Origin of the sequence: Pedobacter sp. FW305-3-2-15-E-R2A2 (assembly GCF_038446955.1) — a bacterium.
Classification (GTDB): Bacteria; Bacteroidota; Bacteroidia; order Sphingobacteriales; family Sphingobacteriaceae; genus Pedobacter.
In genome coordinates this window covers 4520015-4533903 of sequence record NZ_CP151803.1, presented here as the reverse complement: position 1 = coordinate 4533903, position 13889 = coordinate 4520015, and the positions used below count along the sequence as shown (strand labels likewise).

Here is a 13889-nt window from a genome sequence, read left to right as displayed (position 1 = left end):
TTATGTTGGTTGTGTTTAAATTTACGCAAAATTGTCTTATTAAGTTTACTGGCTGGCATCAGTTATTTCAAGGAGAACGTCTGGGAGAGGGAATACGCTACAGCAGGGCAATAATTTGAGCAGGAGGCTTTGAGCAAATGCCCCGGACCTTTTGGGGCGGGGCATCGTTATTATATCTGCTTTTATTGGTTGTTCTTTTCCTGCTCTTTTTTGATGCGTTCTTTTTCTTTCTCTTCTTCCCGCTGTTTCTTTCTCAGTTCTCTTTTTTCCTTTCTGGTTAAGGGAACTTCAGCAACAGGCTGTTTAGCTGGTTCAGGAACCTTCTTTTCTTCCGTTTTTATGATGTCTTCTTCCTTCAGTACCGGTTGTTGCTGTTCTTCTACTGCAGGGGTAGCCAGGGCAGTCGAATCTACTGAAAGGCTATCTGAGACTGCAGTGTCTACCCGAATCCTCGGACTTGGACAATTGATCTCTCTGGTAATTTTTACTTTTGATTTAGGGAAGGCACCATAAGTATATCCTGTACTTGGGTCATGGTACACTTTTTCCATAAACTTGGCAAAGATCGGTAAGGCTGTTCTTGATCCTTCTCCGGTTTCTCCGTTTTTGAAATGCGCAGTCCGTTCATCACATCCTACCCAAACACCGGTAACGAGGTCTTTTGTAACGCCCATATACCAGGCATCTACATAGTCAGATGAGGTTCCTGTTTTTCCACCAATCTGATTGTTGTTTTTCCAGAGGTCCCATTCCCAAAGGGCTTGTGAGGTTCCTCCCGGTTCTTCCATTCCCCCTCTGAGCATGTACAGCATCAGCCATGCAATTTCTTCAGAAAGCACTCTTTTTGTTTTCGCTTTAAACTCTTCTATGATGTTATTGTCCTGATCGGTGATTTTTTCAACAAGGATCGGTTCTGTTCTTACGCCTTCATTCAGAAAGGTACTATAGGCCCTTACCATTTCAAATACGGAAACATCATTTGGACCTAAGCTTACGGATGGTACAGATTTCAGCGGACTTTCTATTCCACATTCATGTGCCCATTTTACCACATTTTCTGCGCCAACGGCTTCTGTAACCTGTGCGGTAATGGTGTTTACTGATTTACCCAATGCCCAGCGAAGTGACATTTCGCGATAACTATAATTCCAGTCGGCATTTTTAGGCTCCCAGTATTCCGTTTTGCCATTTTCCTCATATTTGATCTTAACCGGCTTGTCTGTGAATTTATCACATGGGCTCATGCCATCCTGCAATGCCGCAAGGTAGGCGAAAGGCTTAAAGGTAGATCCCGCCTGTCTTTTGCTCTGGTTAACGTGGTCGTATTTAAAGAACTTATGGTCGATCCCACCAACCCAGACTTTGATTTTACCACTGAAAGGGTCCATCGTCATCATTCCGGTATTCATGATTTTTCCATAATAACGGATAGAATCCATGGTAGAGAAGAGGGTATCGCGGTCACCTTTCCAGGTGAAGATTTTCATCTTTTTCTTTTTATTGAAATAGGCAGTCACCGAATCCGGTGTATTGCTGTATTTTTTTTCCAGGAGGGCATAGATCGGTAACTTGCGCATGGCACGATCCGGGTAGTCTACTTTTTTCTTTTCGGAATCTTCCCAAGGATCTTCATTTCCCCAAACACTATAGAATCTTCTCTGGATGGTTTTCATTTGTTCAGCCACAGCTTCTTCTGCATATTTCTGAAGCTTGGAGTCGATGGTGGTATAGATTTTTAATCCATCTTCGTAAAGGTCGTAGTCATTGTCGTCAGCCCATTTCTCCAGGTACTTGTCTACAGCCGCTCTAAGGTAAGAATCACCATCACTTCCTTCATCTACGCGACCTTCCTTAAGTTTAATAGGTGTGTTTTTATAGGTGTTCAGTTCTGCAGCAGTGATGTAGTTGTATTTGTTCATCTGAGCCAGGGCCACATTTCTGCGTTCCAGCGCCTTAGCAGGGTTCTTTATCGGGTTATAAAGGCTTGTACCTTTCAGCATGCCCACAAGTAATGCGGATTCCGGAACTTCCAGCTCATTGGTTTGCTTATCAAAATAAACCCTTGCAGCAGTCTTAATGCCATAGGCATTGTTTCCAAAGGACACGGTATTGAGGTACATGGTGATGATATCGTCCTTAGGATAGTTAGACTCCAGTTTTACCGCAGTCATCCATTCCTTTAATTTGGAGACAATGGTACGGACGACAGGAATATGTTTAATAAACCCCTGTGATTTGTTGTATCTGGTACGGTAAAGGTTTTTGGCAAGCTGTTGTGTGATGGTACTGGCCCCACGTTTATCGCCGGTCGCAGTGGAGAGTCCGCTGGAAAGCAAAGAGCGGAAATCTATCCCCATATGGCTATAGAAACGAACATCTTCTGTAGCTACCAATGCTTTGATGACGCTGGGCGCAATCTCATTGAAACTTACCGGAGTCCGGTTTTCTTTATAATAACGGCCGATTAGTTTTCCATCAGCAGTATAGAGCTCAGAGCCTACACTAAGGGTCGGGGCTTTAATGTCTTTATAGGATGGGGAGTAACCAAATAACCATAAGAAGTTGAGTTGCAACGCGCAAAAGAAGATGATAATGCAAAACAGGAATATGCTTGAATAACGGATATATTTATTGCGAATTTCTTTAAACATGGGATAAAGATCAAAAAAACGTAAAACAGTTTGTGTTAAATTGTGTTAAAACTTGCAGTACAAATTAACGTAATTAATTTACTTAAATTTTATTCTATATTTAAATTAAAGGTCCCAGGGAATAAAGCAGGGTTCATGAGTCTTAAAGAATGGATGTAAAGGAGCTTGACAACTGTCTAAAGGTTAAGTGGTAACCCTTAGTGGTGCTGAATGTTTGATGGGGAAATAAAATTGGAATAATGATTTGGCTTAACTATTTTAGCGTAAATAATATAACTGGATATGGCAAATTTACTTTGGATAGTCTTGGAACTGTTTTTGGGTTTTACACAGCCAAAAGCAAAGGAATCAACTAGTAACCCATTACTAGGGGTAATCGTTGTTTCTGTTTTGTTATTGGTAGTAATCCTTATTTCTCGTCATCACCCGGAATCTACATCCAAAGAGTGGTACGGAAATGCTAATCTTTATTAGCGATAGCAGTCCTTCTTCAGTTGCCTTCGGCTATGTTAGATTTTAGACCGATATTCTTATTATCATTAGGGGAATGAAATGTGTATTGAGTCCCATTGAACAATATGTTGTTGACTTTGTCTTAAAGTTGAGAAAGACAAAGTGCTTAACACAGGCAGATATTGGATGTTGGTAAAACATTTATCAGTCAAGTTGAAAATCCCGGACATAGGGCCAAGTATAATTTAAACCACATTAATGCTTTAGCGGATCATTTCGATATCTCGCCTGCTGATTTCCTGCCAGAAAAGGCTTTTCCTGTTCAAAATTAAACACTGATTTGCCCTGTGACTACCTACCTTAAATAAATCCCAAACGGATTATAGAATGCTTGACTAGATTTTCTATCAATCCTCTCTATAAATGGTAAAATAAAATTGTTTTTAAAGAAAAGTATGAGTAGTTTGATTAACTATGTAGCGCGGGTTGCTTACAGCTAAAGACTATGAGGATGGAAAATTTAAGTATCTCAACATTTATACTGAATAATGTTGAAAAGAAGAAAATTGAAAAGAATGTAAAAAGATATCAGGAATTAGATCTAATTGAATTTTCCCCCTATGATGATCGGTTTGAACTTGAGGGACTGAAAAATATCATCCTAAAGGCCAAAGAAAATGAAGATGACGCTATTTTAATCATTAGAGAGGTAAGCTTCGCAACGAAAGGTTTCGATGTAAAGGATTTTTTTGAGTATATATTTAAAGTTGCAGCGCTGGATATTTCTATACTTTTATTGAACGGGCACCAGTTGGATAACATAACGCATATTCAGGACAAATTGTTTTTTATTCCTCAAATAAAAGAATTCGAAGCGTTTGTTTTATTAAATAGTGTTTTTGACGCTGTATTGGCCATCAAAGATGATTATCCGATTAAAAGTATTGAAGAATTTTTGAATACTCCGATCTTGGTGAAGGCACTTTACAATACATCGGAATTCGAGGACAATAGAAAGGAACATTCAGAAACTAATCGTTGTTTGGCTAATAAAAATAGAGAGCGGATTAATATTATAATTCCGTTTCGCAACGTAGAAAAATATCTGGAAGATTGTTGCCGATCTATCTTAAACCAAAACCATTCAAATTTCAGGGTTTTTTTGATAGATGATTGCTCATCTGATAATTCGGTTCAACAGATCCCTAATCATCCAAATTTTATAGTAGTGAAGAATGATGTCCGAAAATTTGCATTACGGAATATTCATGAAGTTCTGATTGGCTATGATTTTGATGATGAAGATATTGTTGCAATTGTAGATGGAGATGATGCCCTTTTTCAGAAATACTCGTTGGATATCATTAATAATGTTTATGCTGACCATGAAAATTGTTTAGTGAGTTATGGAAGTTTCGTGGAAATGAACGGGTATAAAATTTATAAGAACAGCTATACAGAGAATGAGTTTTTGAATCTCAGAACTTCAGCCTGGAAAGGGTCGCATTTAAAGACTTTTAAGTATAAAGTTTATAAAGAGTTTCTGACACAAGATGCTGATGTCAGTTCGCTTAAAAATAAGGAGGGCATGTTTTATGAGATGACATATGATATGGCGTTAATGTTTCCTATGTTCGAAATTTCCGGATTTGAGAATACGCATCATGTTAGTTATCCGGTTTATTCTTATAGGCTTCACGACAGTAATGAGCATGTGATTAACAGAAATAAGCAATATGAGGTTGAACTGGATATAAGAGCAAAAAGAAAACTTCAGAGATGGTTTTAATGAGTGGGAGTGTAACATGAACTGTGTCAGTTTCAAAAATTAACGCCTCTCAGAATCCTTTATTCTCTTGAAGAATTCTGTCACCAAATTTAATATAAAGTTGTGAAAATGCCGGTCCCCAATTATGGATTGGCATCGTCCATTTCTTACTGATGTTTTTGATGACCAGATACATGAGTTTCATCAGTGCCTGCTCAGAAGAAAAAGCCCCCTTGGTCTTGGTAATTTTGCGGATTTGGCGGTGTACGCCCTCAATCGGATTGGTGGTGTAAATAATCTTACGGATCCCTTGATCGTATTCAAAGAATGCAGAAAGGTTTACCCAGTTGTCCAGCCAGGACTTACAACTCAGGGGATATTTCGTCCCCCATTTCTCTTCGAACTCCAGCAATTTTTCATATCCCAGCTGTTCATTATTCGCCTGATAGATTGGCTTCATATCGGCCATTACTGCCTTTTTATCTTTCTCAGGAACATAGCGCATAGAACAGCGGATCTGGTGAACAATGCAAAGCTGTACCCTGGTCTTTGGAAAGATAGCCTCTACAGCTTCAGGGAAGCCCTTTAGTCCATCAATGCAGGCGATCAGGATATCTTCAACACCACGCGTTTTTAGATCAGTGAGTACCGAAAGCCAGAATTTGGCGCCTTCGTTTTCAGCCGTATAAAGCCCCAAAACATCTTTTTTGCCTTCAATATCCACACCCAGGATATTGTAGATTGCACGGGTTTCCACTACACCATTTACCCTGACCTTAAAGAACATGCAATCCAGGAAGACAAAGGGGTAAACTGCTTCTAAGGGTCTGTTGCGCCATTCCTGCACGGCTGGTAGTACGCTGTCAGTAATGCGTGAGATCTCAGCTGCAGAAATGTCCATGGCGTACATTTCCTGGATATAATCACGCATAGCACGCGTACTCATCCCCATTGCATACATCGAGAGGATGTTCCCTTCCAGTTCTTCTGTAATGATCAGTTGGCGTTTGGGGACAACCTTAGGGTCAAAAGTGCCCAGGCGGTCCCGACCGGTTTCCAATTCAAACTCTCCCGAGCTCAAGCTGCGAACCGTCTTCTTACTTTTCCCGTTCTTACGGTTGGACTGACCGGCTAGCTTACTTTCTGAAATGTGGTGCTCCAGCTCTCCGGTCATCATAGATTCCAGAAAGTGTTTCATCATCGGGGCTAGTACCCCATCCGTGCCAGTCATTTTCTTGCCGGCATATAAGCCAGCTATAGCTTCCTTTTTGAAGCTTTCGAAATCAAAGTCTTCTTGTGTTGCCATAATTATGTCGATAGTTTAAAGTTACACTATTGACACAGTTTGTGAAACACCCTCTAATGAGTTTAAAATCTTCTTAGGTCTCTAATTAATTAGATCTGTTTAATTCTTCCTGATTTGTTTTTTCCCGGGTTTTCTTGTTTTGGATTTTGCCATGTTTAAAATTATAACGGAGTGTTAAAGTGAAATTTTGGCTATTGGAATATTTACGGCCCTGTCTTTCAATGTTGTTTATGTTTGAAATGAATCTTCTTGTTCCCGTCTTAAAAATGTCAGTTCCATCCAAGCTAATTTGTAGCTTTCGTTTATAGGCTTGAAGTGTTATGCCTACATCTTGTGTGAAAAAGGATTGATACTTATTAGTTCCGGAAACTTTTGGTAGATTATATACAGAATTAGAATTTAGAAGCAATTTTTGTCCTTTGAGGATTTCTACCTGGTTATATACAGATAGCCCACCGCTTAAATTGGTGACGCTTTTTACTTGTTCCCGATGTGATGTTAATCCTGTATGGCTCAAAAAGACAGAAGGATATATCTCCCATTTATTAAAAAAAGTATAGTCGGTAGTTATATTTAGACTATAACTTTGCAGATCCAGGAAATTGTCTACTATAGTTTCACGTAAACTGCTTTGGTTATCTAGCAGTGTAACCTCGGCATACATATTTTTGTTGTTATTGTAGTTCATGTTAAAAGTCCATTTTTGTTTGAAAACGTACATAAACGTGAAACTATTACTGAAAAATGGTTGCAGTGATGGATTGCCGTGTGAAAATTCATAAACATTCACATACCATCTAAACGGGTTGACCCATGAAAATCCTGGTCGGGTGATACCTCTATTATACGCTAGGTTGAAGGTGTGGTCGTCGTTGAGTTGATAATTGACGTTGGCGGATGGAAATAATTTGAAATAAGAATTTTTAGTTGCGAGATTGTAAACCTTGCTGTTGCCTTTAGTTTCTGTATTTTCCCCTCTTATGCCTAAAGTAAAGGACCATTTTCCCATCTTTTTTATTCCCTTTAGGTAAATGGCTTGTATGTTTTCCTGGTATCTGAAATTGTCAAATCTATTGTTTTTAGCCTCCCAGTCATTTTGTACATACTGATAAAAAGAGGTGTTATTGTCGTTAGAAATGAAGGTGACCTTTCCGCCAAATGAAAATTTGGCAAATCTGGTAGGTAAATCAATCCCTAAATTTGCGGTTGTGATTTGCATGCTTTGATCGTTTCCTGAAAGAAAGCGATTGCCGGGTTGTTTTAATTCTCCTTTTTCATCAAAAACAAAATTAGAAAAGTCCTGCTTTCGATTAGAACTATTGATGATTTGATCGAAATCAAATGTCATTTTTTTACCAAGTGTATCAAATTTATGAGTGTAATTGATGTTGTATGTTAATACATGGAAAGTCTGCGGATTAAAACCCTTGGTTCGCATTGTAGAGTCGAGCATATCACTTTGATCGTAGACAAAAGAAGAATTTTCATCCTTGTTTTTTTGGCTATTTAAATCGTAATTCATGAATACACCAATAATATTATTTTTGTTGATCTCATACTCAATTGCTCCGGAAGCATTTAAGCCATTCATCTTTAGTTTTTGCTCATTTGTATCTTTCCAGAGGCCATTGCTATAATGAATTTTATTCATGGAGTGTATCCAGTAATTCGTAAGGTTGCCGCCGATATTTGTCGAGATACGCCATTTATTGGAGAAGTAATTAACAGCGGCACCTGCAGAGCCGCTTGCATATTTTGATTGCGAATAGTCTGTATATATGCTGCCTGAAACCCCATTGGTATTTAACTTTTTTAGCACAATATTAATGTAGCCATTCTTACTATCTGCATCAAATTCTGCCGAAGATTCTTGTGCAATTTCTAATTTTTCCATTTGATCGGCAGGGATTGTTTTTAAATAGGCCATTAGTTGTTCTCCTCCCATACGGATCCGCTTGCCGTTAACCATTACCTGGGGTACACCTTTACCGATGATTTCTATGTTGGTTTCGTTCAGGCGGAGCATTGGTGCGATTTTGATTAAATCTATTAGAGAGCCGGCAGATACCACCTGAGGCCTGAAAATTAGTTTTCCTTCTTCAAGTTTGATTCTGGGCTTGGTTTCTTTTATTAATACCTCTTTGAGCATATTTGTTTGGGCATTTTCGGTTATTTTAATGTTCCCCAGGTGTTTGTCTTGATACAGATCGATGAGTTGTTTAAAAATGCTTTTATCAAGAAAACTGACGAGAATTTGATAAGTTCCTTTTTGTAGCTGGAATTTAAAATTCCCATCAATATCCGTAGATCTGGCATCAATGATTTTGGTAGAATCAGAACTACTACTAATAAAAACATTAGCCGAAAAGATAGGTTTGTCTTCTGCGTCTACCAGTCTTCCTTCAACTTTAAACTGAGCTTTTAAGCTAAATGAGAACAATAAAAAAAAAGTGAAGAAGCTGATTAAAGGGAAGCTGGATTTCATATAAGCCGTGCAGGATAAAAGGTGTCTGAAAAATATCCGGTTAATTGTGAATTGTCGTTAAATGAGGTTCTGTTGTTCTATGTTGGATGTCATTAGTAATCTAAAATGCATTTTATTTATTAAAAATAAGAAAATGCGTTTTTTTTGATGGCTTTGTTGCTGATGTGAAAATAGGAAATTATTATTTATAATTTCCCGCCTTAATTTTTCTATTGGCTGCATTTTATGCTTTTTTTTGCTATTTATGACTTAAAATGTAATTTATGGATTTTAGGTTCTGCTTTGTTATTAAAATAATATTAATTAATTATTTTGTTATTCAATAATAACAAATATATTTATATCGTAAATTATTTATTAATCAAACTTAAAATTAGAATCATGAAAAAGAAATTATTGAAAGCCAAAAGCCGTATTGCTTTGAAAGAAGTAGGTCAAATGTTAAGTAAAGAAGATTTACAATTTATTACCGGAGGAATGTCTCTTCTTAGTGGAGCTGGAACCTCAAGTACAAGTGGTCAGGTATGTTGCGACAATACTTGCGTTTGTAAAAAAGTTACAGTTGGCGCTGATTAATTGTCAATTATTTATTCTGATAACAGCTAAGGTTAGTAGATAGTATAAAGTAATTAACCAGTAGTTATTAAGGATTCAATGGGACACCTTAGCTAAAGTGGTGTTCCATTGAGTTAAAATAGCAGTTATTTCAGGATTCAGAAATAACTGACATCAATCATTTCCAGGAGTGCTTTAATTAATTATCGATCGTTTCCGGAGATAGGTTTATTATGCTTTTGTTTCTTTGTGTAAAATGTATTTTCTTGATTGGCAGTGAGTCCTGGTTCAATAAAATAGGATTTGTATTTATTGATTTGAATTATCGATTAATAATTGAGTTTTTTTAGAAGTGGATTCTGTTTTCTTTCAACACGTTATTGAGGTATTATAATACGAAGTTGATTTTTGTTTTTTTAGGATAGAATTTTAATTTAAGTATAATTTAACGGTAAATTATATAGTATATATTTAGTGCTTTATATTTTTGTATGGATATCATTGAGGATTGGAAAAAAACAACTGTTAATTTTAGAGATTTCGACATATGGGAGCATAGAAAGCTGAGTGTTAATTGCACTGACGATGCTGATTTTTTAAACGTATTGAAGGAATACAAATCCCACGAAGCTTCTTTAGAGGAAAAAGAGTTTTTGCGTCAACTCCTGATTTTAAACGAGAAGCGGCCCTTTGATAAAGCTTCTTTTGTATTAGATAACGAAGAGGGCAAGGAAAGAATCATTTCAAAATTTTCTGTTAAGGTGCTTCGGGAATACGGCATGGTATCTATAGAAAATTTGATCAATGAGTTGCAGAATTCTCATAAGCTTAATGAGGAAAACGTAAGAAGTTGCTTGTTTACGGAATTGTGCGGCATAATTTCCAATATATTAAGTCCGGTTGCTCTTTTTGAATACTATGTCTACTTAGATGCATACGAAAAGGAAGATAGTTCACAAAATCAAAAAGAATTCATATTAGATATCGCAAATTCAAATGAATGGATAGAATATTTTTTTGAATCTTACCCCGTTCTACTTTCTGTTTTAAATGGTTTTCTTGTCTTTTTAAAGACAAATGTAAGTTCAGTTCTGGAAAGATTTAAGCAGGATTGGAATGAAATTTCTCGGGATTTATTAAAAGATAATTCACTGTGTATTTTTGAAATAAAGCTGTTTTTAGGTGATCCTCATAAAGAATGGAAGACAAGTGCCCAATTTCAGTTTAAAACAGAAACGGATGAAATTATAGATTTGTATTACAAGCCTAAAAATCTGACAAGTGATGTGTTTTTTAAGTCTTTCATTGATTTTTTAATCTCAATCGGCTTGCCGGAGAGTTTATCATGCAGTTCGGTGATATGCAAAGGGAGTTATGGATGGCAATTAGGGCTGGCATATGATTCTGAATTCGCAGGGGCGGATGTTGGCGAATTTTACTATTTTCAGGGAATAAATACAGCAATAGCATATGTACTAAACATACAGGATTTAATATCCGACAATATTATTGTTCATAAAAATATACCTGTGTTTTTTGATCTTGAAATGTTCCTTCTTCCTCAATATAGGGAGGGAAAAGATTATATTACTAAATCAAATGCTGGTATATTCTTTTTAGAAAGTGTAATTAAAACAGGAATTATACCGTCTTATGGTTTTGAAACATTTAATAACGAAGGTTTTAGTAATAGTGGGATTAGTCAGGTTTCCGGACAGAAGTATAATGTCTATGTCGCTAACAACAACGAGATAGAGTTGTCGAAAGTTAAAGTATCTTCCTCTGATTATAATTTGCCCTCAAGTAACGGTGTTAGAATTCCTATCGATAAATACTGTCTGGATTTTGAGAATGGGCTTAATTATGGTCTTTTGTTTTTAATGCAAAATAAATCGGCTCTTATCGATTTCATAAAATCGAAAACTGAAATAGTTGATCAAATCTCGTCGAGAATACTTGTAAGACTAACTCACGTCTATTCTTCACTACTTAAGGAGTCATATTTCCCTTCTTATATGTCTGACCATTATGAATATATGAAATTATTCGAAATGCTTTGGAGAGGATATGATCATGTGTATGTACCTGGAAGTGTTATTGATAGTGAAATCAAACAATTATGTAATAATGAAGTACCTTATTTCTCAACTAAACCCTCTTCCAGAGATTTGTTGGATGATAAAGGAGAGGTCATAGTAAAAGATTTTTTTCAAAAATCCGGATTTGATTTTGCACTGGAGAGGTTATCAAATCTAGATGAACACATTATTCTTCAGCAGCTGAATATCGTGCGAAGGGCCTTGTTTATTCACAATAATTATTCTCCAAATATAGTGTATGAAAAAAAATCAGTGGAAGAAAGTGGGGCTGGTTATACAAAGGACCCAACAAAAGATATTGGTCAGTTTCTGTTGAATTTAAATCATCCAGGGAAGAACGATGACTATTTTTCTTATATTGATTATACGCTTACAAAAGATGACCTTTGGAATCAAGGTCTGCAAAATTGCGATATTTTTCAAGGATCTGAGGGCTTAGGTATTTATTTTATCGCGTTGTTCAAAACCTATAATGAAGAGAAATACATTCATACCGCAGATCGAATATTTAATCAATCTTTGGAATTTTTCGAACAAAACAAAAAATGGTTTTTAGAAAATCCATCTTCCAAAATTGGTGTTATTAATTTTCCTGTTAGCACCTTATACTTTATAACTATTGCAAATGAAATATTGGGCTATGAACGCTACAAAATAGAGGAAAAGTCTTTCCAGTTTATCCTGGAATATTTTAATCAAAAAATCGGAATGGATTCCAACTATTCCTACTTTTCAGGGTCCACAGGTGCGCTGTTAATTCTAATGCGGTTTTACGAGCGTAGCCAGAATCTTGATATCTATAATTTGTTACTAAAAGCTGGCGATCATTTAATTCATAACAGCCACAGGGAGGGTAATTTGGTTACCTGGCGGAAAAAATTATTCGACAAGTGGGGTGGTTTCGCCCATGGAAATTCCTCTATTTCTTATGCTTTGCTAAAGCTTGCTGACATTACTCAAATGAATAAATATCAAGATCTGGGGATTGGGGCATTGGAATATGATCAAAGTTTGCTGGACTTAGGGAAACTCATATGGCATAAATCAGATGAATTTATCGGTGATATTCATCATTCCTGGGGTAATGGCTCTGCGGGAATTGCATTAAGCAGATTATTAAGCTCTAAATATTATACCAATGAGTTGATGGAGCGAGAGATTGAAATTGCCAGAAAAAATATAGATAATTCTATTCTTGATATTCATAGTAACGACTATTCTATAGGATCTGGTAGTCTGGGGATGTTGGAAATAAGAAAGTTGTTGGATGAAAAATATGATGGTTCTTTTATTATCAACAAGCTAAAGGAAAATTACGATGGTGTTGAAGGATTGAAATGTGGGGGGGCTTATACAAATCCTCTTGTTACAGGCTTGTATTATGGAGTGGCTGGCATTGGATACAATCTACTTAAATCGACCGTTAATCCAACCCTGCCATCATTATTGTTTTTGTAATTCAATGATGAGAAGAATCCTGTTGCAAACCTATCTAAATCTTAAGAAATAATGGTTAAAGAAAATAACTATTTTTTTAAATCTGTAAAACATGTGGATAAGAAAAACTTTGATGAATATTCTAAAACCACAAAACAAATTATTGATTTTTATTACGGAAAACATCCTGAGTTGGATACGAAATATAAATCTAAGCAGCCACTTGAAAGAGATGTTTTTGTTAATTATCAGCACATAAAAGTAGCGCAGTTGGCGTTTCCATTTGAAGTTTATTGCGTTTCTTTTTTGTATGCAATGGAAGAAAGTTATCAAATGGCAATTGAATCATTTTTTCGTTGCCTGGAGATGTTGGATGACACTATCGAATCGGCAATTAATGGGATTTTCATGAAGCTCCAAATTGCACAACTTTATGAACGGTTAAGAAGGTTTGATAAAGCGCTGGAGACTTTAAAGGAAGTGTATACAGCGTTTGTGTCTGATAAAGATCTAGTCAGAGAATTGAATTCTTTTTTTGCATCTTGTTGTGTTTCAATTGGGTTACTCTATTATAGGTATTTTTCAAATAAGAATATTGCAGGTGGACTATTTTGTCAGTCTATTCATCTGAGGTTAAAATATAAATCAAATTATCCTCCATTGGTATGTGAGAACTATCTGGCCAGTGCCTATAGATTTAAAGCGCTTACCTATAACATTAAACCAATAGATATTTATATTGATTTTAAGATCGCTTCTAATTATAGATATAATCTGGTAAAACAGACGGAAGACCTCTTTAACCGATCTGATTTTTTACATCTTTCCTATGATTTTCTATATTTTTTAATTACAGAAAATTATCCGGTTAAGTTTATTAATAAAATTGGCAAGAGTACGTTTAATATCCTGGTTAATTTTGATGACGAAGAGTTGCTCAGTTGTGCGGAAATTTCGGTTAAACTATCTATGGTGTTGTCAAAGTATTACCTTACAATGGAAGATTATAAGAATTTTTTTAAATGGTATTCCCTGCAAATGACGGTGATACGGAAGACCAATTCAGAATTCGATTCTCCAGATGAAAATTCTCAGTATATATACGCAATGTTGAAAAATTAATGTCGGTGGAGTC

General features: G+C 36.1%; 7 protein-coding genes. 4 read left to right on the top strand and 3 right to left on the bottom strand.

All coding sequences use genetic code 11. From position 1 onward, the window contains the following. Positions 1-182 precede the first annotated feature (182 nt). Positions 183-2651 carry a transglycosylase domain-containing protein gene (locus AAFF35_RS18235; protein ID WP_342327961.1) on the bottom strand — a complete coding sequence of 823 codons (2469 nt, stop codon included), beginning with the start codon at positions 2649-2651 and terminating at the stop codon, positions 183-185. A 964-nt stretch (positions 2652-3615) separates the two neighbouring features. On the opposite strand from AAFF35_RS18235, the gene AAFF35_RS18230 reads away from it, so the two are divergent. Next, positions 3616-4893 carry a glycosyltransferase family A protein gene (locus tag AAFF35_RS18230; RefSeq protein WP_342327960.1) on the top strand — a complete coding sequence of 426 codons (1278 nt, stop codon included), beginning with the start codon at positions 3616-3618 and terminating at the stop codon, positions 4891-4893. Positions 4894-4942: 49 nt separating this feature from the next. Here AAFF35_RS18230 and AAFF35_RS18225 read toward each other — a convergent pair whose 3' ends face one another. Further along, positions 4943-6178: an IS256 family transposase gene (locus AAFF35_RS18225; RefSeq protein WP_342327959.1), complete on the bottom strand. Its 1236-nt coding sequence runs from the start codon at positions 6176-6178 to the stop codon at positions 4943-4945. 85 nt (positions 6179-6263) lie between these two features. After that, a complete protein-coding gene (locus tag AAFF35_RS18220; RefSeq protein ID WP_342327958.1) occupies positions 6264-8663 on the bottom strand; it encodes an outer membrane beta-barrel family protein in 2400 nt (799 codons plus the stop codon). 381 nt (positions 8664-9044) lie between these two features. On the opposite strand from AAFF35_RS18220, the gene AAFF35_RS18215 reads away from it, so the two are divergent. From AAFF35_RS18215 to AAFF35_RS18205, 3 genes are all read left to right on the top strand, one after another. Continuing rightward, complete coding sequence (locus tag AAFF35_RS18215; protein ID WP_342327957.1) at positions 9045-9239, top strand: hypothetical protein; 195 nt, start codon at positions 9045-9047, stop codon at positions 9237-9239. A gap of 470 nt (positions 9240-9709) precedes the next feature. Next, the gene (gene lanM, locus AAFF35_RS18210; protein WP_342327956.1) at positions 9710-12775 is read left to right on the top strand and encodes a type 2 lanthipeptide synthetase LanM; all 3066 of its coding nucleotides are present in this window, start codon (positions 9710-9712) and stop codon (positions 12773-12775) included. Positions 12776-12826: 51 nt separating this feature from the next. Next, positions 12827-13876 carry a hypothetical protein gene (locus AAFF35_RS18205; protein ID WP_342327955.1) on the top strand — a complete coding sequence of 350 codons (1050 nt, stop codon included), beginning with the start codon at positions 12827-12829 and terminating at the stop codon, positions 13874-13876. Positions 13877-13889: the final 13 nt, after the last annotated feature.

What these genes read in the sequence shown, in the direction of transcription:
- lanM (WP_342327956.1), top strand. Translation starts at nt 9,710, where the DNA reads ATGGATATCATTGAGGATTGGAAAAAAACAACTGTTAATTTTAGAGAT.
- AAFF35_RS18235 (WP_342327961.1), bottom strand. Translation starts at nt 2,651, where the DNA reads ATGTTTAAAGAAATTCGCAATAAATATATCCGTTATTCAAGCATATTC.
- AAFF35_RS18215 (WP_342327957.1), top strand. Translation starts at nt 9,045, where the DNA reads ATGAAAAAGAAATTATTGAAAGCCAAAAGCCGTATTGCTTTGAAAGAA.
- AAFF35_RS18230 (WP_342327960.1), top strand. Translation starts at nt 3,616, where the DNA reads ATGGAAAATTTAAGTATCTCAACATTTATACTGAATAATGTTGAAAAG.
- AAFF35_RS18220 (WP_342327958.1), bottom strand. Translation starts at nt 8,663, where the DNA reads ATGAAATCCAGCTTCCCTTTAATCAGCTTCTTCACTTTTTTTTTATTG.
- AAFF35_RS18225 (WP_342327959.1), bottom strand. Translation starts at nt 6,178, where the DNA reads ATGGCAACACAAGAAGACTTTGATTTCGAAAGCTTCAAAAAGGAAGCT.
- AAFF35_RS18205 (WP_342327955.1), top strand. Translation starts at nt 12,827, where the DNA reads ATGGTTAAAGAAAATAACTATTTTTTTAAATCTGTAAAACATGTGGAT.